A 26,354-nucleotide genomic window follows, 5' to 3' on the forward strand; every position below is an offset into this window, starting at 1 on the left:
GTCTGGCACACGCGCTATGAGTATCAGTTCTGTCGAAAGCCACCTTGAGCAAATACCTGTTAATTCACTAAAAGAGCGGCTCCGTTTGTCGGAATCACCCACTCCACTTCCTGATTTTTGGGCAGTTTGGCCGTGGTCACCTTGCCCGTCAATTGCGCATCGTCGCTGTAGAGCTTGTACTCAGCACCAGCAGTAAGCATAGGTAATTTCAGTTTCAGTTTAATGGGTTCTTTCTGAGCATTCACCCCGGCTACGTACCATTTTCTACCCTGCCGACGAGCCAACACAACGTACCTGCCTGGATAGCCGTCAATGAAGCGAACTTCGTCCCAGGTGGTGGGCACCGTTTTCATAAAGTTGATGGCCCAGTCCGGCGCGTCGGTGAGGTTGTTGGGCGCCAGCGCAAAATGCTGCACGGCGCTCTGAAACAACACCGCCGTTGCCAGTGCGTACACGTCGGATGTCACGCGTTTTGAGCCACGGTTGGGCGTGTTGTTGGCGTTGTAGAATTTATTGAGCGCACTGCCGCCAAAATCCATGCTGCCCACGGTGTTGCGGATGAATGGGTGCAGGGTGGCATTGAACGCTTCTCTGTCATTACTTCCCTGCGAAAAAGCCAGATTTTCGCTGGCCAGAACGGCTTCGCTGGCAGCATAGTTGGGGTACATCCGCTCCCAGCCCCGGGGAAGTGTAGAGCCGTGAAAAATGCACAGGATGCCGAAGTCGTTGGCGTCGTACAAAATGTCTTCGTACAGCTTCATGGTCTCCTGCTTATCCCCACCAAAGAAATCGACTTTGATTCCCTTCACGCCGATCTTCTTCATCCAGGCCATTTCCTTCCTACGGGCGATTGTGTTGTCCATGATGCCACGTGGCCCCTGGGGAGCGTCGTTCCAGTAGCCGTTTGAATTGTACCACAAATACAGGCTAACCCCTTTGCTGGCCCCATATTTGGCCAGTTCAGCTATTTTATCCTTTCCAATTTGCGTGTCCCACAAGGCATCAACCAGAATGGTTTTGTAGCCCATCGCCGCACTGAAATCGATGTACCGAACTTGTTCATTATACACTGTTCGGCCGTCCATGCCAATGATCCAGCTCCAGCTTCCCTTGGTGTACTCGTATGTCTGAGACCCCTCGTAGCGCGGTTCAACCACATCGAAGGGGACGGTGGTTTCAACGATGGGAGACAGCGTCTCGCCGACAGTAATGGTACGCCAGGGCGTTTCGCCGGGCAGGGGAATACCCGGCGCCGACGTGCCGATGCCGTTGTTTTCATCGGGCATCGGAAAGCCAATCGTATACAGGCCGTCAGTATGGCCAATCAGGCGGCTGCCACAGTAGCGGCTGTCAACGCCCGTTTCTGAAACCAAGACCCAGCCGTTGGTATTGACCTTGAATAAGCAGGGGAATGTGTAGCCATTACCCCGTCCGTTTTTGCCCAACGTATCGTCGACCGTATATGGGATCTCGTAGCTGGGCATGGTCCGGGCAAAACCCACCATCGCTTTGCTTTGCGCCGACAGAAACGTGGTGGTACCGGCTGGAAACGTAAAGCCCGTTTTTTCTTCATTGATCACGCAGGAACGGGACGCCTTTTGCGGATACACTTTGTATCGGAACGCCACATCGTTGTTGCTCACCCGGAACGTAATGTCGATGGCCGAAGCATTGTCTTTCGAGTACGAAATGACGCCTTCATTAGCCACGTAATGCACCCTGCTCTGCTTGATGTTCGGCAACTCGTAGGTGTTGTCAAGCTTGCTGATCGCCAGCGCTTTCCCCACGGATAGTCCTTCCGTGAAATCGCCCACATTCGTTTTTAAACCGAGTGGGGACTTCACGACAAACGATTTGCCATTCAGCGACACGCTGTAGGCTGGCTTCCCATTGTCGAGCGACAAGGTGACCAGCAATTTCCCATTCGGGCTACTTACTACCGAATTGGCAGGCTGCGCGCTAGCCCAAAATGGAATTATTAGAAAAAGAAGAAATGTATAGTTCAGTTTATTTTTCATAAACGAGTGGACGCTATTGTCCAGAAATTTTAGGCTCAATTCGGAAGAAATCGAAGTCGGCGAAGCCGCCTGTTTGCGTAGTAGCGTAGTTGAACAGACCAAAGCGATAGCCCATAAAGTGCGGAATGGTATACGGCATTTTCAGCGCTTCGCCAATGGCTGTCCAGGTGGTACCATCGAGGCTGTAGAAGAAATGGGCGGTGTCTTTGCGGTCGCGGAAATCGCATTCGGCTTTCAGGTAAACCGTTTTCTGGTTCAGCGGAACGCGCTGCACTTCCACCGGCTTGCCCGGACTGGCGTTGACCATCACAATCGATTTTGCGCCGTTCTCCATTTTCACACCCACCAGCCCATAATTCTTTTGCAGCAGGCTCAGCCCGGCAAAATCACCGTCCTTCAGGTTCGACACATCCAGCATCGTGACTCCTGAACTCTCTGGGCCGATAGTACGCTGGGTCAGCGTGTTGCGAGCCATCACGAACGAGGTATCCGTTCGGCCAGTTTTCAGGCGAAGAAAGCCTTTCCGATCCGACACCGACCAGAGCCTATTGTCGGGGTTGTGATTCCACTGCCAAACCAGCGGGAGAGCAGGGTCGCCTTTTTTGCGGGTGAATTCATCGGAGTTCACGATACCGGGAATCAGCCCTTTGCTGGCGGGCAGGTTAAGCGTTTGGGGCACTTTGCCGTTTTCGCCCAATACCGGCCAGCCGTCTTTCCACTCGACGGGCACCAGGTACGGAATGCGGCCTACTCCACCAAAGTCGCGGAACAGGTACGAATACCATTTTCCATCGGGCGTGTCGATCAGCCCGCCTTGCGCCACGCCCATATCCTGTAAGGCCACACGCCCTTCCCACGGGCCGGTGATTTTGTCGGCCCGGTGGATGATGACCGTCCGCATGCCGCCACGTGGCCACGAGATGTTGAAGAGGTAGTATTTGCCGTTGACCTTGAAGAGTTGTGATCCTTCAGCGGGTAGACCTCCGCCCGTACCCGATGGCGTGCTGGCGTTCTCGATGATGACCTGCTCGGTGGTGCCGGGCTTCACGCCTGACGCATCAGCATTTAGCTCGACCAGTCGGAGCTTACCCGCGCCGTAAATCAGGTACGTTCGGCCATCGTCGTCGAAAAATAGGCTGTGGTCGTGGTACGACGGTTTGAAGGATAGCTCTTTCCAGGGGCCTTTCTCGATGTTTTTGGTAGTGTACACGTGGGTCCGGCCGCTGGTCTGCGCAAAGGTTGTCGCGTAGTACGTGCCCTTGTGGTAGCGCAGGCTGCTGGCCCACGATCCGCGACCGTAAGTGCTTTTGCCGTTGTTCAGGCTCATGGCGTCTACCGTTGTCAGCGTATCATAGGCGTAACCCACCAACTGCCAGTTGATCAGGTCGTTCGACTTCATGATCGGCAGCCCCGGGCTCATATGCATGGTGGTGCTACTCATGTAGTAGGTGTTACCCACCCGAATCATGGCCAGATCGGGTACGTCGGCGAAAACCACCGGGTTCTGGGCCGTTTGCGCCATCAGGGCAACGTACCTGAACAGCAGCAGTGTTAGCAGGCTGTATTGAAACAACTTGTTTTTCATGGGATGTATACAGATGATCGAACTCTATTGAAGGGGACCGATTAGTTCGATGAATGTTCCGTCGGGGTCCTGTACAAGCACAAAGTGAGCTTTGGCATTCAGGGGTGTGGGGGTACTGCCCCGGAAGGGTACTTTCATCTGGGTCAGCCGGTCGATGATCGGTTGCAGGGCTTTTACCTGAATGGTGATGTACTGCACACCCGTATCGTCCTGAATGTAATTGGCCTTCGGATGTGGCGACTTTTTCCCGAAGCTCATTAGTTTCCAGTCAGTAGCTTCGGGGCTGTTCTCGAGCTTCAGCATGGTCACGTTCGTAGCTACGCCGTTGCTCAGGCCGGAGCGTTTGCCGAACTCTTCGTTGATAGTGAAGCTGCCAGTCTTAACCATGCCGATGCCATTTACGTAGAAGTCGATCGAGCGGTCGATGTCGGCGACCACGACCCCCACGCCGATGGTTTTACTTGAGAAGTTAGACTGACAATAGGCGGTTACTATACAGCTAATTACCAATAGTGTTATTTTGACACATTTAACTATAGTATTCATCCCTTTGCTTGGTTTGTGAAGGTGGGTTAATGGGCGAGTAGTACCCCGATTTGACTAAAGCGCAGCGGCCGGGCGTTTGAATGGGCAAAACAAGCCCGACCACTTTATTTACTACTTATACATGGGATCGTCGCCTTTGTATTTCAGGAACTTGAACGAAGCCGAATTCTCAGATTTTTCGCCCGATGATGTGGCATACAGGCCATACACGCAACCAATGAAGCTGTTGGCCACTTTGGTGCTCAAAAATTTGCCATCAACCTGATCTTTCAACAAGGTCCAGTTCTTTCCATCGGTCGAGTAGTAGAAACTGTATAAGGCCCCGTCCGACTGTAGTTTGAAATTCACCTTCGCAGTCGAAGCAGGTAAAGGCACTTCGGTGATTAATTCCAGCGCTTTGTCTTTGCTCTTGAACAACTGAACCACGTCTTTACCATCCTTTTTTGATTTGGCCGCGAAGTAGAAATGGCGTTCATCCTGGAAAATCACCAAACCCGCTTTTTCATTATCCGTTTTTGGCGAAAAGCGTAGTTCAGTTTCGGCGGTGCTTGTCAAATGCTGCTGACGCTTACCCACAAATGAAGGATTGCCGGCTTCTGAAATTGTTTCCGGTTTGAGCTTAAGCGTCAATCCATTGGCCTTTGACGTTTTAAACGAACTGCTATCTACGGTTCTCAAAAAAAGCATTGATAGATCAAGCCCTTTGTCAAACGTCATCGTATACTCGAAGTTACCACTTTGTGGCAACGCCCCTTTCTGTTTTACTTCTTTGATGTTGGTCTTGTATTGATACGCAATGGCTTTCTCGCCGTGTTCGATCATCGGCCAATCGTTTACCCACGTTAGCGGAGCGATGAACATTTCACGACCGGTGTTATAAAAATCGCCTTCGTAGGGACGTACCGCCAGGAAAATCGAATACCAATTGCCATCGGGACCTTCGATAAATTGAGCGTGCCCGGCCGACGTAATCGGGTTGGGTCGGTCGGCTGGTAAACCTCGTTGCGTCAGCACCGGATTGCCGTCAAACGGTACGTAAGGTCCCCAAATATCTTGGCTGCGCAATGCCACCTGCGAGTGATTGACAGAGGTTCCACCTTCGGCCGCATACAGGATGTACCAACCGTTATGCTTCAAAATATGGGGTCCTTCGATCCAAACTGGCTTTTTTGAGAGGTCTACGCCACCATTTACCAGTTGCTTTTCTTCGCCCAGTACCGTTAGATTCTTGTAGTCGAACTCGTACATCCGGATGGTGCGGTGGCCCGAATACAGCGGTTTGCGATCGGGTGCATCACTGTTGTAAATGATGTAGGCTTTGTCGGTTTCTTCATCGAAATAAATGGAGGGGTCAATTCCTTTTACCTGCGGAATTTTTACCGGGTTGCTATAAGGCCCCCCCGGATTTTTGGACGTTACGACAAAATTGCCATCGTGGTCAATGTCGGTGCAGGTGACGTAGAACGTCCCTTTGTAATAACTAATGGCCGGGGCAAACAGACCGCGCGTCATACGCTCACCCATGAACTCCATTTGCGATGGACGGTTGATCACATTGCCGATTTGCTTCCAGTTTTTCAGGTCGCGGCTGTGCATGATCGGTAAACCCGGGAAATACGAAAACGTGGAATGTACCGAATAATAGTCAGACCCCACCCGCACGATGCTTGGATCAGGGTAAAAGCCGGTCAGGATGGGGTTTGTCAGCGTGGTTTGAGCCCACAGGGAGTGGCTCAGTATAACGCAAAGTGCCGTACAAACGGCCGAAATCAAGTATTTACGCATGTAGTTGATAAGCTAAAAAATCTGACTGGTACTGGTAAATAGGGGCGTTAGTACATCACCAGCGAATATACCTTGCCGGGCTGGGTTGCCAGATCGTATAGGTTGGCACCTTTCAGCACGGGAGGCGCAAGGCTGGCTTTAGCGGATACGATCGGTGTCGGCGTATTTTCGGTGACGTAAAACGGATTGGGGTTCGGGCCGGAAGCCTGCTTCAGCGCAACGCCTTTACTCGCTTTCAGCGCGTTGGGGGTACGTACACGGAGGTTGCCGCCCAGGTTCGATTTGATGTCGACTTTTGTTAGCTTGCCTCCGTTCCACTCCATGTTTACCACTTCGAACCCACCAATGGCCCGCAGGCCCCTGATGCTGCCGGTTGGCCAAACGTCGGGCAGAGCGGGCAGCAGATGAATCGCGCCGTCGGCGCTTTGCATCAGCATCTCGGTGATGCCCGAGGTGCAGCCGAAGTTACCGTCGATCTGAAACGGCGGGTGGGCATCGAACAGGTTGTTGTAGGTGCCGCCCCCTTCTTTCGTGACGCCCAGCGGCGTAAGCTGATTCTGAATGAGCGTGTAGGCATGGTTCCCGTCCTGCAGGCGCGCCCACCAGTTCACTTTCCAGCCCATGCTCCAGCCCGTCGATACATCGCCCCGGTGAACGAGGGAGGTGCGGGCCGCACTGTATAGCTCGGGCGTTCGGTAAGGCGACAGCTGGTTCGACGGAAACAGGCCGTACAGATGCGAAATGTGGCGGTGCTTGTCGTTTGGATCGTCAATGTCTTCCAGCCATTCCTGCAACTGCCCGTGCTGACCAATGTGCATCGGGGGCAGTTTACTGCGCATTTGCTTCAGCGTATCCACAAAAGCGGCATCCTGTCTCAGCAGTTCAGCCGCCCGAATCGTCGTGGTGAATACATCGAACGCAATCTGGTTATCCATGGTGGTGCCTGCATCCAGCGACGAACCGCCGTGGGCTTTGGGTGCGTTTTCGGGCGACGTACCTGGGTTGACCACCAGCCAGTGGTACCTGGGGTGATCGACCAGATAATCGGCATAGAACCGGGCTGCTCCTTTCAGAATGGGGTAGGCTGAGGCCAGAAACTTCTTGTCGCCACTATACAGGTAGTGTTCCCACAGGTGCTGGCTGGTCCAGCCGCCACCGGCTACCCACATGCCCCAGAGGGCGCCGTCGACGGCACCCGTTGCCCGCCAGATATCAGTGTTGTGATGGGCCATCCAGCCGCGTGCGCCGTACATGATCCGCGCTGTTTCCTGGCCGGTTTCTGACATGTCGCGTACCATCTGCAAAAATGGCTCGTGCAGCTCGGCCAGATTGGTTTTTTCGGCCGGCCAGTAGTTCATCTGGGCGTTGATGTTGATCGTGTACTTGCTGTCCCAGGGTGGCCGCATCCTGTTATTCCAGATCCCCTGTAAGTTGGCGGGCTGACCGCCGGGCTGCGACGATGAGATCAGCAGATAGCGGCCGTATTGATAGTAGAGCGTGACCAGATGCGGGTCATTGACCGAGCGGAAATTGGCCAGTCGTTCATCGGTCGGCCGCGCCGCCACGTCGGTAGTGCCCAGGTCTAGCCTGACCCGGTTGAAATAGCGTTGGTGGGCCGCTGTATGGGCCTGTGCCAGGCTGGCATACGACTTGGCATACGCCTTACTTAGGTACGTTGCTGCGCGCGCGTTTTCATTGGCGCTGATGTCTTTGTAGGTAACGAAATTAGTGGCGATCGACACGTAAATCGTCGCGGCGTTTGCGCCTTGTACCGTCAGTGAGGTGTCGTTGGCCGTCAGCGAGCCGCCTTCTGCTTTTATACGGGCGATGCCTTTGAACCGGACCATCCCTTTCACGCCTTCGTGATCTGATGTGGTGCCAGCAATGGTCAGGTCTTTATCGGGCGTTGTTTTTAGCACCGAATTAGCCTGTGGAGTCGAGTAAGAAGCCTTAAACGATAGCTTGCCCGGCTGGCTGGCCGTAAGCCGCACTACCAGCACCTGGTCGGGCATCGAGGCCAGTACTTCGCGGGTGTAGGTGACCCCATTCACCGTGTACGTTGTTTTGGCAACGGCCCGCTCAATGTCCAGGTCGCGGTAATAGCTGGTGTACTTTTCATGCCCGTCGAACGTCAGGTGAAGGCTCCCTACCGGCTGAAACATCTGCCCCTGCGACTTTTTAGACAGCATGGCTTTGTTGGCCAACTGCTCTGCTTCTTTCTGCTTGCCGTCGAAAATCAGTCGCCGCACTTCGGGCAGGGCCGCCAGCGCATCGGGGTTATCGTTGCGGTTCGGGCTGCCGCTCCAGACGGTGTGCTCGTTGAGCTGGATAGTCTCTCTGGGTACGTTGCCGTATACCATCGCACCCAGTCGGCCATTGCCAACGGGCAGGGCATTTTCCCAGGTTTGCCCCGAAGGTTTATTGTACCAAAGTTTCAGCGGAGACTTCGTTTGCGCGAAACTAGCCGTCGTGATGATCAGCAGGAAAAAAACGACGCATTGTCTCCTTGCCGTTATTATGAAAATGGAATTAAAAAAGGTCATTTGCGTGTAGGAAATGGTATCATTTGTAGATAAAAAGCAGCAAGCACGACATTTTCTGTGTCTCTGTGACTGCGAAATATGCGCTACGAGGTAGATAAGCCATTTACTCATCAATTATAATCCTCTTGCCAATAATTTATCTGTACAAGCTCACTGTTTCACAAGATGTTGCTCAGCGTACCTGGCGGGCGATACGCCGTGTAACTCCTTGAACGACACCGAAAAATTATTGACGTTGGCAAAGCCGGTTGCAAAGGCTACTTCCGATACGGTCAGTCCTTTCGTCGCCAGTAAAGTAGCCGCTTGTTTCAGACGAATAGTACGTATCAAATCCCGCGTCGTTGAATTAGTGAGTTCTTTTAATTTTCGATGTAAATGAACGCGACTTATACCAATCTCGCTGGCAATCATTTCAACACTCAGTTCCGGATTGGCTATATTTTTATTGATCAGTAAGTGTACTTTTTCTAGCAACTTGACATCGGCTGATTTGATCGTTATTTTCGAAATAAATTCTGCCTGATATTGTTGTTCACTTTCGTTATTTCGAATAAGCTGCCGGTTTTTTATCAAGCTCTTAATTGTCTTTAAGAGAATATCGATATTAAACGGTTTTGTGATGTAGGCGTCGGCCCCCAACTCAAGACCCAGTGCATTGCTTGATTCCTCTGTTTTAGCTGTTAGTAAAATAATTGGGATGTGGTTGATCAGGGGGTTGGCCCTCAGCTTTCGGCATAGAGTCATTCCGTCCATCACGGGCATCATTACATCGCTAACCACAAGGTCAGGTTTTTCTTTCAGGATACCTTTATACGCATCTTCTCCATTAGGGTAGGCAAAAACGGTGTATTCGTTTGATAATTCCTCGGCAAGATACGTGCATATTTCGCTGTCGTCGTCTGCAATAACTATGCGCCGCGCCTTCTTCCTGAGTCTGGCTTCGGGCTGGTCAGTTTCCGCTGATAGCAATGCAGGCAGCTGACCAGGTGGAAGTTCGATCGCGGGAGCAAGTGTTTCATCGACAGTAGATTCAACGGGAATTAGCAGTAGAAAACGGCAACCGACGGGGTCCATGTTTTCAGCTCTGATCGTGCCGCCATGCAGTTCAACCAATTGCTTTACTAAATGCAGGCCAATGCCCGTTCCCTGCTGATTATAGCCCCGGTGGTCTTCTGATTGATAGAAGCACTCAAATATTTGTTCGGTCTCCTGTTCACTGATACAATGCCCCGAGTCTTCGATAGCTATCGCCAGAGCAGGCAGCTCATTGACTGTCTGGCCCCTGGTTATACTCAATGCGACCCGGATATGGCCCCCGGCTGGGGTAAATTTGAACGCATTGGCCAGGACATTGATCAGAACTTTATCAAAATTATGGGGATCAATGCGGGAAAAAACGTGATCGGCTGGGAAATCAGTAATGAATTGGATTTGTTTTGCCTGAATTTGTTCTTCGAAAAGTTGACAGATCTCCTTCGTGAACTGTGTCATCTCTACATTGGTAAGCTGCAGGGCCATTTGACCCTTCTCTATTTTACGAATATCCATCAACTGATTCACCAGATCGAGTATTCGTTTCGTGTTACGCCCCATGATCGTATACAAGTGGCTACGTTCTTCATCCTGGTCGTTGTTAATGAGTTTTTGTAATGGACTAACAACAAGGGTCAGCGGCGTACGAATTTCGTGGGCTATATTGATAAAAAACTGAAGCTTGGCCTCGTTAATCTCTTCCTGCCGCTGGTGAGCCAGTACTTCTTTTTTTATGCGTTGACGATTCCTGATCGTTCGGGCAATCACTACTGCAAGCAGCAAGGCTACCCCAGCATAAATAAATTTTGCCCAAACTGATAAATACCAAACCGGGTGAATAATGACCGCCACCTGACGGATGGGAGAAAGATCGTCATTGAATTTTGCGCGTAACCGAAATTCGTAACTGCCAGGAGCCAAATTGTCGAATGTTAACCGGTTGCTTCCCGGCCTTAATTCTTCCCACGCATTATTGTTGATAGAATATTGATATGAAACGCGTTCCGCATCCACAAAATCCATTGTGGAAAATTCTAGCGTGAACGAATTGTCGTGATGTGCCAGGTTAAATTCTCTGGCGTTTGTCACGGTCGTATCAACAACCTGAAAGCTGCCCGATTGGGTACCTTTTTTGACGGGTTTATCCCGAATGTACAGGTCAACGATTTGTACCGCCAGGCGCTTGTTGGCCACACGAATTTCGGCGGGCTTAAAGTAGGTCACGCCGTTTACACCGCCGAAATACAATTCGCCGGTACTGCTGATCAGTGAGGCCCCCCGGCTGAATTCATTGCCCTGCAAGCCATCCGACGAATAGAAGTTGGTGAATGTGCTGCCTTCTACATTCATCTTCGATAGGCCACGGTTGGTGCTGAGCCATAGGTCTCCCAGTCTATCTCCCCGTATGGCCCAGATCAGGTTACTTGGCAAGCCATTATCCGCATCGAAAGAGGTGATTTTTTTCGATGAGCGGTTCATTTTTTTTAAGCCCTGCGACGTACCTATCCATAAATTGCCCTTGTCGTCTTCGAAGAGAGAATACACTACTGTGCCGGGAAGCAGCCGATTGGTGCCCAGCGTAGAGACAAAATTTTCGGTGTCCAGATCCAGGCAGCCGAGTCCGTCAAAAGTGCCGATAAACAGTTTGTTGTCTTTTGTTACCAGCAGGCAGTTGATCCAGCTATTGGGCAGGTAATTCAATTCGGGTCGGTATAGCTTTCCCGGAAGAGCGTCGAAATTTTTGACGGTCCCTGTATTCAGATCCATCCGGAACATACCCGAACCCATGGTGGCAATCCAGAGCCGTTGCCGGGCATCTTCTCTGATGCTGAACACCCGCTGTACGTTGTCGCCCCGCTTATCAATCAGTTTGGTTATGTATGTGCTTTTGCCGGTATTTCGGTCGAATCGGGACAAGCCATTCAGATAAGAACCCAACCAGAGATTTTTTTGCGAATCTTCGTGGATCGCCAGAATGTTTGACGGAGCCGTACCGCCTTCTTTATCGGTCTGGTAGTGTACGCTCGCGTTGCCGCCGGCCGGCAACGCATACAGACCGTCGCTATCGGTGCCTACCCAGAGCGTTCCCTGACTATCGTGTGCCAGCGCCATCACGGCACTCGACCCAATTGATCTCCGGCTGACTGATTTGTAGCCAATGTAGCCGAACCGATTGGTGTTGCCTGCCAGAAGTAGCAGGCCTTTCTGATAGATGCCGATCCAGATATTACCCGCTTTATCTTCCAGCATGGTGTTCACCTTCGACCGCGAAAAATCGAAACTTGTTACGCTGGGCTCCAGATCAAGAATGTTGTTAGATACCGGGTCGAAATACTTCATACCCTTCCCGCTGGTGGCCACCACGATCTGGTTGTTCCGATTTACAAGCAAGTCGGCGACCGGTAAGTCGGTGCGTCCGTTATAGGGAATCGGAATAAACGTTTTACCGGCTGGGTCGAAACGGTATAACCCACTGCTCATGTTGCCCACAAACAGCCGGCCGTAGCTGTCCTGGCAGATGCTGCTAATGACGTTGTTTTGTGATTTCTTTGAGACGAAGTAGGCGTTTACTGACTGGCTGCTGAATCGATACAGACCTTTATCTTCCGTTGATACCCATAAATTTTGCTCGTTGTCTTCCAGTAGCTTAATAATCAGTTCACTGGGTGCGTTAGTCTGGATTTTTTGTCCTACTAGCGTGCCGCCTTTTCGCCCTAATCTGAAGGTGCCGTGCCCAGACGTACCTACCAGCACCTCGCCGTTTTTTCGCTGGCAGATTGTAGAGACATTAGCGCTGATCGATATGCCTGAAGGGAGGATCAGTGGGATCCGATGAAAAGCCTCGGTTGCCGGGTCGTAGTACTGTAGTCCCTGAATGGAACCGACGTACATACGGCCGTTTTTATCGCCAAGGAGCGCATGAACCTGATTGTTCAACAGGCTCGACGAATCCGTTTTATCGTGTCGATACACGGTGAATTTGATACCATCGAATCGATTGAGGCCGTCTTCGGTCGCAATCCAGACAAACCCATTCCGGTCCTGATGGATGTCTGTTACCAGACTACCCGACAGCCCCGTTTCAACCGTGAACAGCTTGCCCGACTGGGCCAAAGCGATACACGGCCACCACAGCCAAAGCAGTAAGAGCAAACGTTTACAAGCCATATAGGGTAACGATGAGTTGCTTAGTTGATAGTGCCGCCAGCGGGGCTACGTTGCTATATGGTTTTTATCCAGCTTTATACTTCAAAAAACCAAACAGCCAGACTGTGACGGGCTAAAACGACATTTTTCGTCACCCCACCGGGCAGGCGGAATGACGAAAAACAACGGGGTCAATCAATATGTCGGGTGCGTTACTCCTTATTTAAATTCTGCACTTATATCGCGGCCGGCCAATCCGTTGGCAAAACCACCGTATGACAGTTTTCGGTTGTAATCGCGTTTCCAGAGACCAATCGGCTCTCCAGCCCGCCATGTTGCTGCATCGGCACTATCCATCGGGCTCCACATCGTAATGCCGTAGCGTTGTTTGGCCGGTACAAGCTCCATGTATTTTTTGATCACGTACTCGTACAGATCGGCCTGCGCCTTATACTGGGCGGTAGTTGCAGCGGCCGTTTTGATGCCGTTTCCAATGGCTATGTCCAGTTCGGAAATTTTGATCAGCTTGCCCGTAGCCGCCAGCAGTTGAAACATCTGGTCGATGTTCTCGCGCTTCGTGTCCAGCGTCATGTGCATCTGGGTACCGATACCGTCCACCTTAGCACCGTTGGCCTCGATGTAATTGACATACTCGATCAGCCCTCTGCATTTGTCCAGGTTAGCTTCCAGATTATTGTCATTGATAAACAGTACATCATCTGCGTTGCCGTTCAAACGGGCCAGTTTAAACGCTCTGACCGCGTAATCTTTGCCCAGGTAATCCTGCCAGTAGAACTCATCTGTAGCTAGCGTGGTCCGGCCTGCGGCGGTTTTCAGGGTCGTCGGTTTGGCGTCGTCCATTGGCTCGTTGACCACGTTCCAGGCTTTCACATACGATTTAGTCTGGCTCACCATCTCCGTAATCCATTTGTCCATGGCTCCCCCGATGATGCGCGTTTTCTCGTCGGCGCTCAACTGAAGAATAACGGGCTTCCGGTACTGGGTCGATCGGGGGTTCAGCCGAACCTCGTCGAGGTAATATGTACCTGGGGTGGTCCCCATGTCAAAACGCAAGGCCTGCAATGCACCCGCCGATTTGATATTCCACTCCACGTACTGCCAGTTTGGTGTGGTAATCACGTCGGGCTGGTACTGTACGTCGGCACCCGTTCCCACGGTTGAACACCGGAATTTGCCCGGCGCGTCAGACTTGACGAAGAACGAGAGCGTGTACTCACCCACCGGAACAGGGGCGGTCGTGAAGTCGGCGGCTAGCTGGGCATCCCAGGGGTTTGCTTTGGCGGCATGTGTGTAGCGCAGACTTTTCGCGCCTACCAGCCCGCTGCTAACGATGTCGCGTGTGCTGGCCGCTCCCAACGAGTTCCATCCGGTCTGGTTCTGTTCGAACGAGCCGTTGATGTAGTTCACCCGTTTGTCGGTCGGGTCGAAGTCGACACCGGCAAGCAGCAGGCTGTTGAGGTAAGAAGCGTTCTGGTTGGCGTGCCAGGCGAGGGTATGTCCGTGCACACTAACGCCAGCCGCCTGCGCTGCCTTGAGCAGGTTAGTGACGTTGGTCAGATCCAGCTTGCCATCCGACTTTACCACGGCCCCGTGCTTCATGTCGTAGCCGGGCGTAATGTCGTTGAAGTTGCTGTTGATCATGCGGTAGGCCACGCCCCGCGCCATGTAGTCGGCCAGGGCTACGCCCGCGCCCAACTTGAAATTGGGGGTGCTGGCCGGGTTCAGGTACGTCTTTAAGGTGGCGTATTTGTTGACTGGCTCCAGCATGGCAATGCTTTCGGGCTTGGCCAGCACGAAATCGCCTTTATCGGGCCGACAGGCTGCCGACCACGCAGCCAGGAGCGTCAGCAGGGTTATCGTTTTCAATGAGGATGTCATGATGCGCTACGCGGTTTAGGGTGGCTTACTGGTAGACCGGAATAAACGTTTCGGCCACAACGCCCCGGTTGCGCACAACCAGGGTGTCGGTCGTGGTCAGGTGAGCATTGTTGAAATCGACTTCGTAGTTGAGATGAAGCACGTCGCGGTCCTGGTTGCCCCAGCTTTTCACGTCGCCCCGCTTCACAAACCGGCCCGTGCCTTTAACCGTGTAGTCCGTGGCATCGGTCGTAATGGTGCAGTTGTTGGCCTCGTCGAATGTCAGGATCAGCCGATAGGGCATATCGGTACCGGTGACGCTTTTGATCGCGTTGCTGAACACCACCTGTTTCAGGGAGCGGGTTGTTACGTTGCACACTTCACTATTTTCGATGTAAACACCCCGGCGCACCTGGGTCTTGTTGATGGCCGTGTTGCCCGCTTTGCCGGTAATCACATCCTTGCCGCGCCGCAGGTACGTAGCATGCCAGGGATTTATGTACTTCACGGCGTAGAGAATGTAATCTTTAGGCGTGATATCCCAGTCGCTGCCAACCGTCCGGCGGGGCGATGCCAGCGCGGTTTTACCCCGCAACAGCGAGTCGGCATTCTGAACTTTGTTCATCACCACTGGTATCACGTAGGTGTTCCGGATAGCGGCCGGATCGGCAAAAAACGCGTCGGTCAGTTGCACTTCTACGCCACCCGAGATGCTGCCTTTCGGAATAATAATCTGGTTAGCGGCCAGGCTGTAGTAGTTGGCCGGCATGGGCAGCACTTTCTGGCTGCTGTTGTTAAACACCAGCCTGTCGCAGAGGGAATTGTCGACTTTGATATCGACGGTGATGTCTGACTTATTGGTGTATGCGCCGCCTTTTGTCGCCATGATTTTGCACTTGTAGGCGTTGTCGAGCGAGGTATCGTAGAGGTCTTCTCCGAGCGTAATGGTGCGCACGGGCGATTGATACGCGAAATAGACCGTCGTGTACTCGAAGTCAGGGAATACCCATTCCTCGTTCTTGCAGGAACTGAACAGCGCCATTCCTGCCAATACGATGAGCGTATGTAATTTCTTCACCTTCATGATTGATTCGTGTTGTTGGGTACGTTACCAGCCTTTGTTTTGAACGAGTGACTTCCACTTCAGTAGTTCGCCGTATGGAATCGGGCCGTGGTTCATGTGTGCCGCGTAAGCTCTGTTTTCCACCGGAATCACGACATAGTTTCCGGCTGTGATCTGAATCCCGTTGGCCGTTTCGGTGAGCTTTTCGCTCCAGCGGCGCAGGTCCCAGAACCGGAATCCTTCGAAGCACAGCTCCAGGCGGCGTTCGTTTCGGATAAGCTGGCGCATATCGGCCTGGGTCTGCACGGTGTTCAGGTACGCGTCGCCGTTGGTGGTGCCAATACCGGCCCGCTGGCGAATGGCCCTGATTACGTCACGTGCCGAGAAACCAACTGTGCCCGCTGCATCCGGTCCCCAGGCTTCGTTGGCTGCTTCAGCATACGCCAGGAAAATCTCGGTGTACCGGATACGGGTTGTGTAATGCCGCTGGTCGTTGATCCCGATGGGGTTCAGGTTCACGTCGGCCCGCAGCAGCTTCCGCATGTAGTAGCCTGTGCGCGTCGACGTTTCGATCTGGTTGACGGCATCGTTGCCACTGCCTGTCTCGGTTCTGACCACCGTGTTTGATGGCCCGAGGGTGCTGCCGTTGGTCACGATATAGCGCTGCAAACGAGGGTCACGCCCGGCATAAGGGGCCTGCGCGTTGTAGCCACTGGCTGGTGAGCCGATGGGGTAACCGTTGGCCATCGGGAAGGCGTCGACCAGATTCTGCGTGGGGTTGATGCGGCCCCGGCCAAAAAGTGAAGGCGGGTAATTGTCTTCCTCCAGATTCCGGCTGTTCGATGCGTCGCTCCGCCAGAGAATCTCCGGTGGGTTAATGCCCGCTCCGAGGCTGTTGATCTCGGCCCGGTTGTCGTACCACGTAACGCCGTTAGCGGCTAATCGGGCTGGCCCGCCAATCAGCTTCAGCACCTCGCCCGCGTAGTTGGCGGCATCCGCCCAGGTAGTGGTTGTGCCGCTTTTGTAAGCTGGGCTGGCGGCAAACAGGGCGGCCTGTGCGCGAATGGCTTTGGCAATACGGGCCGTCATCCGCAGGCGTGAGTACTGCCCAAACACACGGGTATACTCTTCCGGCGTAACGCCAACGTACTTGGTGGGTACCTGCGCCTGCGTAGAAACGTCTTCGTAGTCGAGTGGCAACAGCTCTTCGGCTTGCTTGATGTCACTGTAAAACTGTTGCATGCAGGCTTCAAACGTAGCCCGGGGCTGGTTGAAGTCCGACTTCGTATCCTGAGGTTGAGTCAGGATCGGAACGCCCAGCAATTCGCCGCTGTTCGACCAACCGCCGTGGGCCCGCAGCAGCTGGAACATGTAGAAAGCGCGCAGCCCGTAGGCCTCACCCTTGATGCGGTCTCTGAACATCTGAGCGGCTTTTGGGTCAGTTGCCCAGGTCACCTTGTCGACCTCCGACAGCATGGTGTTCAGGTACTGAATAGCCGCCGTACTGTTCACCCACTGATCGGCCGGGTTAAAGTTGGCCGTCCATTGGCCGGTAGCCACTTTCTGATAGGCGTTGTTTTTGTCGTTGCTGACCGCGTCGTCGGTGGCCACGTCGTTGAACGACAGACCGGGCAGACGGGTGTAGCCGTTGAGCAGGAAGCCCTGGGCAAAGGTCACCTCTTTATACATGGCCTCCTTACCGGGCAGGTTTTCAACCTCAGGTTCCAGCAGATCGGCGCAGCCCATCAATGACAGGCTCGCGGCGAACAGGGCAGGTAAGTATCTTTTCATAAATATTGAGCTAGCCAGAAAGCTAAAAGCTGGTTAGAACGCTGCGTTTAAGCCCAGGTTGAAGAATCGGGTTTGGGGAGCCCCGCCAATGGTTGTTTCCATGATCTGCCGTTCTTTGGCAACGGTCAGCAGGTCGGCGCCACTGGCGTAGATGCTCAGATCACGCACAAATTTGCCTGCCAGTAACCGGCTCGGAAGGGCGTAGGTGATCTGTACACGCGACAAGTTGATGCGGTTGTTGCGATACAGCCAGAAGTCAGACGTGCGGATGTTGTTATCGTTGTTCAGGCTGGTGAGCCGTGGGTACGTTGCCGTTGCTGCGGTTTCGGGTGTCCAGCGATCACGCACAGCGGCTGAATACTTGTCATCGCCCCGAATCCAGAAATACGAGTTGTTCTTCTGTGAGTAGGCTCCTTCGTTACCGGTGGCGATGGTGAAGAAGGTCCAGTTTTTCCATTTGGCCGTCAGGTGCACGCCAAACGTAACCGGTGATCCGTTCCAGCCAGCCCGACCCAGATACACCTCATCACGGCTATCGATAATCTTGTCGCCGTTCTGGTCTACGTATTTAATGTCGCCCGGCTTTACCTGGCCGTACGACTGGGTGGCGCTGGCGGCAATGTCGCTTTCGTTGGCAAAGAGGCCATTGCTTTGCAGGCCGAAAATGGCGTCGAGCGGTTTGCCCACCCGGTTCTGATAGGCGTTCTCGAAGTTTTCGGCGCGCTGGATGACTTTCGAACTGTAGAATGTACCCGTTACGCCCACCGTCCAGGCCACCTGCCCGAGCTGTTTGTTCAAGGCCAGGTTAAAATCGACGCCACTACGCTGATCGTTGTTGTAGTTTACGTATGGCAGGAATGAACTCTGCGGGAACCCGGTCACGAAGTAGTTCGGGTAAATCGTGGCGGCCTGCGTGATGATGCCGTCCATGCGGCTGAAGAAGTAGTTTGCGTTCAGCGAAATCAGCCGCTGGAAAAACGAACCCTCAAGGCCTACGTTGATGTCTTTGCGCTTGGCAAAGAACAGGTCGTTGTTTTCGCCACGACGCGAATCCGTTGTTCGGGTCAGGCTGCCGTCGCGCCAGCTGTACCACGTACCGTCGGCGTGGGTAAAGATGCCTTTGTAGAGGTAGTAGCCCGGAATGTCCAGATCGGTATGCAGGATGCCCGCCGATGCCGTCAGCTTCAGGTCATTCACAACCGACGAGCCCGACAGGAAGCCTTCTTCGCTGATGCGCCAGCCCGCCGACAGGGTGGGCGAGAACGCTGTCCGATTGCCCGGAGGCAGTTTGGCCGAGTAGAGCATGTTACCGCTAAAATCGAGGTAGTACTTCTGCCGGTAGTTATACGCCACCTGCAGGCCCATGTTCATGTGGCTTTGCGTAGCGTGGTATACCGCCGTTTCAGTGCGCTGATGCCCCGTGCCAACCAGAATTGCGTTGATGTTGTGGACATTGTTGATCCGGGTGGCGTAGTTGAACTGCCCGGAGAAGAACAGCGTCTGCTGCCGCCAGCTGTTACTCACGTTCTGCGTGCCGTTATTCCGGTCTTCGCCGAACTTCTGCATGCTGCTGATCAGATCGTTGCCAGCGTAGTTATTCCAGGTGGGCGAATATATCGCGTACTGGTTGGTGAACGCCAGGTTATACGACGAGGAGTAGTCGACCCCAATTCGGGTACCGAACGACAGGCCGGGCAGCGTACTACCCAGATCGATGTTGATGGCGTTGGTAAACTGAAACTGACGGGTTGTTCCCTGGTTGTAGCCCGCCGCGTAGATGTCGGCAAAAGGGTTGGTCAGGTGCTGCTGCGTACCGCCCAACAGGTATTTGCCATCGATGAGGTAATTGCTGTTTTGAACCTGAATCTGCGATTGCGGATCGTTTTCTTCGATCATGCTGATTGGAATCAGCGGCGAGAACCGGTAAGGCCGCAACGTAGCAGCATTACTCCAGTAGTTACCATGCGCTGAGCGGTTATTGCTGAAGATTGCCGAGGCATCGACCGACGTGGTGATCTTGTCATTGAGACGCACATCGACATTCCCCCGAACGTTCAGGCGGGTGTTGTTGTCTTTTTTCGCTTCACCGAAATTGATCAGCGAGTTCGAATGTGCAAAGCCGATGTTCGTGTAGAACCGCGCCCGGGAGTTGCCTCCGGAGATTTCGGTGATCGCATCGGTCCGGTTCGATACTTTCCGCAGGTACTCGGGCGAATAGTAGTCTACATTGGGGTACCGGTATGGATTGACGCCCGAATAGTGGTTCCAGATCGTTTCCGGCGTGTATAGCTGGGCTAGTCCATCGTTGCGGCGGGCCTCATTATACAGGGTCATGTACTCGGCCGAGCCTACATAGTCGGGGTAGCCCTTGGGTACGTGTAGCCCCGTGTTGACCCGAACGTTGATCCGCTTCTCGTTGGCCACGCCTCGTTTGGTCGTGATCTGAATAACCCCCTTAGCCGCCCGGCTTCCGTACAGGGCCAGCGCTGCGGCTCCTTTCAGGACGGTGATCTGCTCGATTTCGGTTGCGTGAACGTCGGCAGTAGCGCTGCGAGGTACCCCATCGATCAGGACCATGTATTCGCCCATGCCCCAGATGTTGCCGTTGAAGCCGCCAACGAAAGCGCTCAGGTTATCCAGCGCACCCGTGGTGTAGTTCTTTTGCAGCAACGCAGGTACGTTCACCGCCGACACGCCACCCAGCAGGTCTTTCCGGTTCACCTTGCGAAAAGCTACATTAACCAGATTAGCCGTTTCGTCGATACCCGCCAGAATGATCTCCCGCATGTTGGTGTCGGCTACGGCTACGTGAGCCTGATACCCTTCGGCCGATACCTGTACGACCGATTTGGGGGCTACGGCCAGCGAAAAGGCGCCCAGGCTATCCGTCGTGGTTTGTTCCTGGCCGGCATTAGCGCTGATGAGCGCGTTGGGCAGGGGCTTCCCCTCTGCATTCCGAACAACCGACCTGACCTCGACTTTCGGATTGGTCTGCGCCTGTAACCCCAGCGTAGATAGGGTCAACAAGGCACAGACCGATGTGGTGACAACTAAGTGTTTCATGGTTCTGATTGGCTAACCGCCCCGAAAATCCCCCTCTGAATTGGTCATAGAGATGACGTTCAGACATGGCATGGCCTAGGGTGCACACGACAAAGGGCGGCACGCAGGGGATAGTCGGCGGTTAGGCGCGGCTTAGAAAAGTTTTCGTCAATTGGGTGTTTGAGCGTTGTGTTTACCAGCCTGGATTTTGTGGAAATGCCAGGTACATGCTCACGTCGACGACCTTGAGGGGCAGCCAGTAGTGCTTGCTGTTCAGGCGTCGCTCCAGAATGACCCGCTCTTTCAGGTTGGCTACCTTGCCACCGGGCGCGCGATCGAAATCGTGGGCCGTCTTCAACGTATACGGACGCTCAGTCAGCAGCAGCCACCGGCGAAGGTCATTGAACCGGTGCCCTTCGAACGACAGTTCTACGGCGCGTTCACGGATCAACTCACCCATGAAGGCATCTTTCGATCCCAGAAACTTCTGATTGACATCGGCCACGCCAGCCCGCCGCCGGATCTTGTTAACGGCCTCTACGGCAGTAATATAGCCGGGGAAGCTTCCGGTAGGCGACCCGTATCCGTGCAGGGCAGCTTCGGCATACATCAGGTACACGTCGGCCAAGCGCATGTAGCTCAGGTGAATGAAGTGCGACTGGTTATGCCCGTTGTCGTCATAGTTCGTCGTGCGGGGGATGAATTTACCAGTCAGGTACCCCGTCCGGCTACCGTTGTTATCGTCGCGGTAGCTGCCTTTAGTAAACAGGTTGGCGTATCGGTGTGCTTCGCGGGTGGCCGTGATGCCCTGAATCATTTTTACGCCGTCATAAATGATGTCTTTGTAAAAACGCGGGTCACGTCCTTTCCAGGGGTCTGTTGGGTCGTAACCTGACTCCGCATCGGCCTGCTCGGCATTCTTGATGGGCATCCCGTTGGCCATGCCGTAATAGTTGACGTAGTTGGCCGTGGGCGAAAAGCAGACATTGCCCCCGTTGAACAGCACACCCGCTACGTATTGCTCGTTGAGACCCCAGCGGGTAGCGCCGCCATCGTAGGCGGGCGATTGCATGATGGCCTCCGGAAAACCGGGGATTTTGTAGCCCTGGTTCAGGGTGTAGTACACGCTCGACATCTCCGAGAAGTTGGCCAGCTTGTGCCAGGTCTGGCCGCTTTCGCTCATCTTGAGCAGGGTAGCAAAGGCCTCCGCCGCCTTCTTGCAAAGCTCGGCATCAAACGTTTTGCTGCCGGTCGACGCCATATTCATTAGCGGGCTGGCGGCGTACAGGTAGTTTTTGCCCATAAAGCCCAGCGCCATCACCTTGTTGATCCGCAACTGATTCTTGCCCAGAGTGCGCTTGCCGGCGTCGGTCTCATCCCAGTTGGTGGGAAGCAGTTCAGCCGCCGCCTTGAAATCTTCGGCTGCTTTCAGCGCCGTTTGCTGGTAGGTCAGGCGGGGCAGGTCGAGCTTCTGGTCGGCGGGTAACACCTTGTCGATGTATGGAAGGCCGCCAAAGTAGCTCATGAGCTGGAAGTGGAACCAGGCCCGGAAGAACAGCAACTGGCCTTTTACCAGGTTTTTCTCTTCTGGCGTTGCGTCAGTGAGCCGGTCGAGGTTTTCGAGGCCCATATTGGCTTTCCGGATACCATACCAAGCCAGGGGCCAAAACCGTTTATTGAAGCGGTTGGTCCGGTCGAGGGTATTGCCCGGGCCGTCCATCCAGTTAGAGCCCCAGCCGTCGTTTTCACGCTGCCAGCCCCAGAAATCGCCATTGTCGATCTTATAGCCGAAGAAATGGGTTGACCCGGCCACGATGATCTCATCTTCGCCCCAGTTAAACGAACCCTGCCAGTAAAACTTCGACGACTCGGGCAAGCAGTAGTACAGTTCTTCTACGTAGCCCTGAAAATTGACAAAGTTCTTGAAGGCATCTGTCGGCGATACCGTCGACTGGTTTTGCCGGTCGAGGTAGTCTTTGCAGGAAGGCAACACAAACAGCAGCGCTGCCAGTGCAAACCAGCCAATTGATTTTGTAAAGCGTTTCATGTGTTAGCTGTGCGTTACAGAGTAATGTTTATACCGAAGTTGAAGCGTTTCACGGTAGGGTAGGCACCCTGCGCTGCCCAGCCAGTACCGGCAAAGTTCGATTCGCGGTCGTCGGGCATTTTGGTCCAGAGCCAGAGGTTGTTACCGTTGGCGTAGACCCGCAGTGTGCGTACACCGAACCGTTCTACCCAGCCCCGATTGAAGGTGTAGGCGACCTCGGCGTTTTTCAGGCGTACATACGAGCCGTCATACATGTAGAAGTTGCCATAGGTCGATCCGTCGGTCGCCGTCATCAGGCGGGGCAGGGGCGAGTTGGCCGTCGGGTTATCTTTTGTCCAGTACGTACCCTGATCGTACACCGTGTTCAGACGCGACCCGAAGCTGGTGAACACCACCTGGCGGGTTACGTTGTTGACGCCGTAGAACTGAGCGAAGGCGCTGAACCCTTTCCATTCGAAACCAACCGTAGCGTTGTAGGTATTCTGGGGCCGGTTAGGGTAGCCGTAGGGGATGTTGTCGTACGTGTCAATTTTGCCGTCACCGTTGTAGTCAACGATTTGCAGGTTGCCGGGTAGCTTCTGCCGATCATTAGTGTTTTGTTCGGTGCTGCCATACAGTTCGTCCCAGGTGTTGTAGTAGCCGTGGCTGACATACGAGTAAGTCTGCCCAATCTGCTTGCCTTCTGTTTTGCGGTAATCGGGCAGCAGGCTTGGGTTATCGGCTTCGAGGATCTGGTCTTTCGCGTGGGTCATGTTGGCATTACCCCACAACCTCAGCCCGCTGGGTAGCTGGTGGTTTACTTTGACCTCAAATTCGTAGCCTTTCACCCGTACTTTACCCAGGTTGGCTACTGGTGCGCTGGTACCGTAATACGACGGAATAGCCCGAGCCCCACCGGCAATGAGAATGTCGGTGCGGTAATCGTTGAAGAAGTCCAGACTACCGGATACCATACCGTTGAACAGTGAGAAGTCGGCACCCAGGTTGGTCTTCGTTACCGATTCCCAGTGTACCGAAGGGTTACCAACTGATGACTCCCGGTACCAGACATATGGGCTGACATCCGAGTTGTTTTCGCCAATTTTGGCCTGCCCGTTATACGCCCACTGGGTCATATAGAGCCACCGCTGGTTGATGTTGTCATCACCGATTTTACCATACGATAGGCGCAGCTTGAGCAGGTCCAGGAATTTCACTGGTTTCAGAAATGGCTCCTCCGACAGGAGCCAGCCTACTGCACCCGACGAGAAGAAGTGGAAGCGATTGTCGGCCCCGAACTTCTCAGAACCGTTGTAGGCACCGTTTACTTCGGCAAAGTACTTGCCCGCATAGTCGTAGGTGGTCCGGAATACCCAGTCTTCGCGGTAGTTGGGAATCTCGCTGCCCGAGGCCCGGTCTTCGCGGCTGAACAGCCCCATGGCACTACCCGTGTGCTTGTTCCAGGTTTTGTTGTAGTTCAGCTTAAGCTGGTAAAACAACCGGCGGTATGTGGCGCCATTGTCCATCGCGCCCGCCTGTGGTGCCCACCGGATGGCTTCCTGAAAGTCGAACATATTGGCGGCATCGTAGGTAAACCGGTAGCGCGATTCGCCCGTGACGGGGTCGATCCACTTGGTTTGTGGGTCGTTGTAGAGGTCGTTGATACCCCGCTGACTTTCTACGAAGCTATTATCCCACGAAACAGTACCTGAGGTACTCAGGCCGTTCAGGATGGATTTCAAATCCTGATTCAGCGTAAAATCGGTAGTGATTCGGCTGGTGGTCCGCTTCATGATCCCGCTGCGGGCCAGATTCAGAATGGAGTTGGTTGCCGCTACGGGGTCTGCCGCGTAGTACCCCCAGGTGCCGTCAGAATAGCGCGGCATCATTACGTCGGGGGCTACACTGTAGGCACCCTGCCACATGTCGTATTCGCCGCCCGTAGCGCCCCAGGGGCTCTTTTTTACGCCGTTTGAGCTGGACAGGTTCGTTACCAGCAAGGTAGTCGGTGTTAGCTGGAAATCGAGGTTTGTCCGGACGTTGATCCGGTTGAAGCCGTAACCTGCCTGATACCCCCGGTTGTTATCCCACTCTTTGAAGATGTCGCCATCCATCAGGAAGTCAGCCGAGGCGAAGTACTTCACAAATGACGTACCTCCCGATACATTGAGGTTGGCGCTATACGACTGCGTAACGGGCTTGAACATCTCTTTGGCCCAGTCTACGTTAGGGTAGCGCTCCGCTTCGGCCAGGTTTGCCGGGTTCCGGTACCTGTTCAGGATTTCGTAGGGCGTGTAGGTAGCCCATCCCGCCGATTCGAGGCCTAATTCGCTTTCAATTACCTGATTACGAATGCGCCGGGCATCGTAGGAATCGAATTTGTTGGGCAGCGCCGAGGGCGATTTCAGGGTGTAGTCGGCGCGGACGTTGATGTTTGCTTTGCCTTCTTTACCCCGTTTGGTTGTAATCAGGATAACCCCGTTGGCACCTTTTACCCCGAAAACGGCCGTTGCCGATGCATCTTTCAGAACCGAAATAGTTTCGATCGACGAGATGTCGACGCTGTTCATAGGTCGTTCGATACCGTCGACCAGAATGAGCGGCGAGCTGTTATTCCACGAGCTCAGACCCCGAATCAGAATGCGCGGATCTTCTTCGCCGGGCATGCCGGTACTCGACGTGGTGATCACCCCAGGTACGTTGCCGGTCAGCGCTGACCCTACGCTATATACGCCCCCGGCGCGTTCGAGCACCTTTCCGGTCGTTTGCGAGATGGCCCCCACCACACTTTGCTTCTTTTGCTGGGCGTATCCGACTACCACCGTTTCGGCGAGGGTAATGTCTCCCCCGGAGAGCACCACTTTGATGGTTCCGCTCTTTTCAACGGTGACCTCCTGCGGCTTCGAACCGAGATACGAAACCGTCAGTGTTTGTTTGCCAGCAGGGATTTTCAGGGTGAATTCGCCGTTAACATCCGATGTGGTACCGGTTGTCGTATTCTTCAGAATCACATAAGCCCCGAACAACGGCTTCTGCTGTTCATCCAGGACTACCCCTTTTACGGTTTGACTCTCCTGGGCTAGTACCAACTGGCTGCTCATTAAAAAGCACACCATCGCAATCCAGCACCCAATCAGGCGGGTACTATTTATTCCTTTTCTGGAAAATTGGTCTAAGCACTGTATAGTTTTAATCATTTCACTTTCGTTGAGTGAGATTTGCGTTAAAAACTCAAAAATTTAGTGAGTCTAATTGCCCTTCTGATTGGCGCATAAATTGCATAGTGTAGGCAGTACGACGATTAATTTCTGTCATATAAGAAAAAGAGTTAAGGGTTGAAGGAGTACTGAACGATTGAATTTTCGTAAAACAATTAGAAAAATAGCGTGTTTACTCGGTAGCTAGTCTCGACTTAATTTTGCTCATCCCATTTCGTTATAATTCTTTCCTGTTCCCGTCTCTGCGCCAAAGCGGGCGAGAGATGAGTATATAAGTCAATAATTAATGCTAGCTGATTAGAAGTAATTTCAGCTACTATCTGTAAAAAGAATCGACCACAGTATCTGTTAAGTCGCTTGCCTTTATTCAGTTTGTTTTCGCAATACGGTATGTTGTGAAGTGGGGCATTCTCTGTAACGCTGGGAGACAGAACGATTACGAGGTAGAGTACTTCGTAGAGTGACTATCGTTGGGAAGCCTGAAATGATATTATTCAATAAATTCATTCTATCGGCTTATTCCATGAGCAGAGCCAATTGGACGCTTACCAACTGAGGTCAAAAGTATATTAGCATAATGCAATAAGCTTCAAGGGCATGTTACAAACACAATTGCCTATGTTACATGCTCGTAAAATAATTACAAAAAACGCCCTGATAAGCCGCTGGGGCCTGTTTTG

The 26,354-nt window shown here is 53.3% G+C and carries 12 protein-coding genes; all 12 read right to left on the reverse strand.

The window, feature by feature from the left end:
* Window positions 1-59 precede the first annotated feature (59 nt).
* Window positions 60-2,018, reverse strand: a complete 1,959-nt coding sequence (locus tag F7231_RS18090) for a glycoside hydrolase family 97 protein (RefSeq protein WP_229370063.1) — start codon at window positions 2,016-2,018, stop codon at window positions 60-62.
* Between the two features lie 13 nt (window positions 2,019-2,031).
* Entirely contained in the window at window positions 2,032-3,603 is a 1,572-nt protein-coding gene (locus F7231_RS18095) for a glycoside hydrolase family 43 protein (RefSeq protein ID WP_166692940.1), read from the reverse strand.
* A gap of 24 nt (window positions 3,604-3,627) precedes the next feature.
* Window positions 3,628-4,149, reverse strand: coding sequence for a VOC family protein (locus tag F7231_RS18100; protein ID WP_166692941.1), 522 nt, complete (start codon window positions 4,147-4,149; stop codon window positions 3,628-3,630).
* Between the two features lie 111 nt (window positions 4,150-4,260).
* A complete protein-coding gene (locus F7231_RS18105; protein ID WP_166692942.1) occupies window positions 4,261-5,934 on the reverse strand; it encodes a glycoside hydrolase family 43 protein in 1,674 nt (557 codons plus the stop codon).
* 47 nt (window positions 5,935-5,981) lie between these two features.
* Window positions 5,982-8,477 carry a glycoside hydrolase family 95 protein gene (locus F7231_RS18110; protein ID WP_166692943.1) on the reverse strand — a complete coding sequence of 832 codons (2,496 nt, stop codon included), beginning with the start codon at window positions 8,475-8,477 and terminating at the stop codon, window positions 5,982-5,984.
* Window positions 8,478-8,627: 150 nt separating this feature from the next.
* A complete protein-coding gene (locus F7231_RS18115) occupies window positions 8,628-12,677 on the reverse strand; it encodes a two-component regulator propeller domain-containing protein (protein ID WP_166692944.1) in 4,050 nt (1,349 codons plus the stop codon).
* A gap of 198 nt (window positions 12,678-12,875) precedes the next feature.
* Window positions 12,876-14,555, reverse strand: coding sequence for an endo-1,4-beta-xylanase (locus F7231_RS18120; RefSeq protein WP_166692945.1), 1,680 nt, complete (start codon window positions 14,553-14,555; stop codon window positions 12,876-12,878).
* Window positions 14,556-14,580: 25 nt separating this feature from the next.
* A complete protein-coding gene (locus tag F7231_RS18125; protein ID WP_229370066.1) occupies window positions 14,581-15,618 on the reverse strand; it encodes a DUF5627 domain-containing protein in 1,038 nt (345 codons plus the stop codon).
* 24 nt (window positions 15,619-15,642) lie between these two features.
* Window positions 15,643-17,388, reverse strand: a complete 1,746-nt coding sequence (locus F7231_RS18130) for a RagB/SusD family nutrient uptake outer membrane protein (protein WP_166692946.1) — start codon at window positions 17,386-17,388, stop codon at window positions 15,643-15,645.
* Window positions 17,389-17,421: 33 nt separating this feature from the next.
* On the reverse strand, window positions 17,422-20,451 hold the full coding sequence (locus tag F7231_RS18135) for a SusC/RagA family TonB-linked outer membrane protein (RefSeq protein WP_166692947.1): 3,030 nt from the start codon (window positions 20,449-20,451) through the stop codon (window positions 17,422-17,424).
* Window positions 20,452-20,623: 172 nt separating this feature from the next.
* The gene (locus tag F7231_RS18140; protein ID WP_166692948.1) at window positions 20,624-22,477 is read right to left on the reverse strand and encodes a RagB/SusD family nutrient uptake outer membrane protein; all 1,854 of its coding nucleotides are present in this window, start codon (window positions 22,475-22,477) and stop codon (window positions 20,624-20,626) included.
* 14 nt (window positions 22,478-22,491) lie between these two features.
* Window positions 22,492-25,653: a SusC/RagA family TonB-linked outer membrane protein gene (locus tag F7231_RS18145; RefSeq protein WP_208295637.1), complete on the reverse strand. Its 3,162-nt coding sequence runs from the start codon at window positions 25,651-25,653 to the stop codon at window positions 22,492-22,494.
* Window positions 25,654-26,354: the final 701 nt, after the last annotated feature.

Origin of the sequence: Fibrivirga algicola, assembly GCF_011742925.1 — a bacterium.
Taxonomy (GTDB): Bacteria; Bacteroidota; Bacteroidia; order Cytophagales; family Spirosomataceae; genus Fibrella; species Fibrella algicola.

What these genes read in the sequence shown, in the direction of transcription:
- F7231_RS18090 (WP_229370063.1), bottom strand. Translation starts at nt 2,018, where the DNA reads ATGAAAAATAAACTGAACTATACATTTCTTCTTTTTCTAATAATTCCA.
- F7231_RS18095 (WP_166692940.1), bottom strand. Translation starts at nt 3,603, where the DNA reads ATGAAAAACAAGTTGTTTCAATACAGCCTGCTAACACTGCTGCTGTTC.
- F7231_RS18100 (WP_166692941.1), bottom strand. Translation starts at nt 4,149, where the DNA reads ATGAATACTATAGTTAAATGTGTCAAAATAACACTATTGGTAATTAGC.
- F7231_RS18105 (WP_166692942.1), bottom strand. Translation starts at nt 5,934, where the DNA reads ATGCGTAAATACTTGATTTCGGCCGTTTGTACGGCACTTTGCGTTATA.
- F7231_RS18110 (WP_166692943.1), bottom strand. Translation starts at nt 8,477, where the DNA reads ATGACCTTTTTTAATTCCATTTTCATAATAACGGCAAGGAGACAATGC.
- F7231_RS18115 (WP_166692944.1), bottom strand. Translation starts at nt 12,677, where the DNA reads ATGGCTTGTAAACGTTTGCTCTTACTGCTTTGGCTGTGGTGGCCGTGT.
- F7231_RS18120 (WP_166692945.1), bottom strand. Translation starts at nt 14,555, where the DNA reads ATGACATCCTCATTGAAAACGATAACCCTGCTGACGCTCCTGGCTGCG.
- F7231_RS18125 (WP_229370066.1), bottom strand. Translation starts at nt 15,618, where the DNA reads ATGAAGGTGAAGAAATTACATACGCTCATCGTATTGGCAGGAATGGCG.
- F7231_RS18130 (WP_166692946.1), bottom strand. Translation starts at nt 17,388, where the DNA reads ATGAAAAGATACTTACCTGCCCTGTTCGCCGCGAGCCTGTCATTGATG.
- F7231_RS18135 (WP_166692947.1), bottom strand. Translation starts at nt 20,451, where the DNA reads ATGAAACACTTAGTTGTCACCACATCGGTCTGTGCCTTGTTGACCCTA.
- F7231_RS18140 (WP_166692948.1), bottom strand. Translation starts at nt 22,477, where the DNA reads ATGAAACGCTTTACAAAATCAATTGGCTGGTTTGCACTGGCAGCGCTG.
- F7231_RS18145 (WP_208295637.1), bottom strand. Translation starts at nt 25,653, where the DNA reads ATGATTAAAACTATACAGTGCTTAGACCAATTTTCCAGAAAAGGAATA.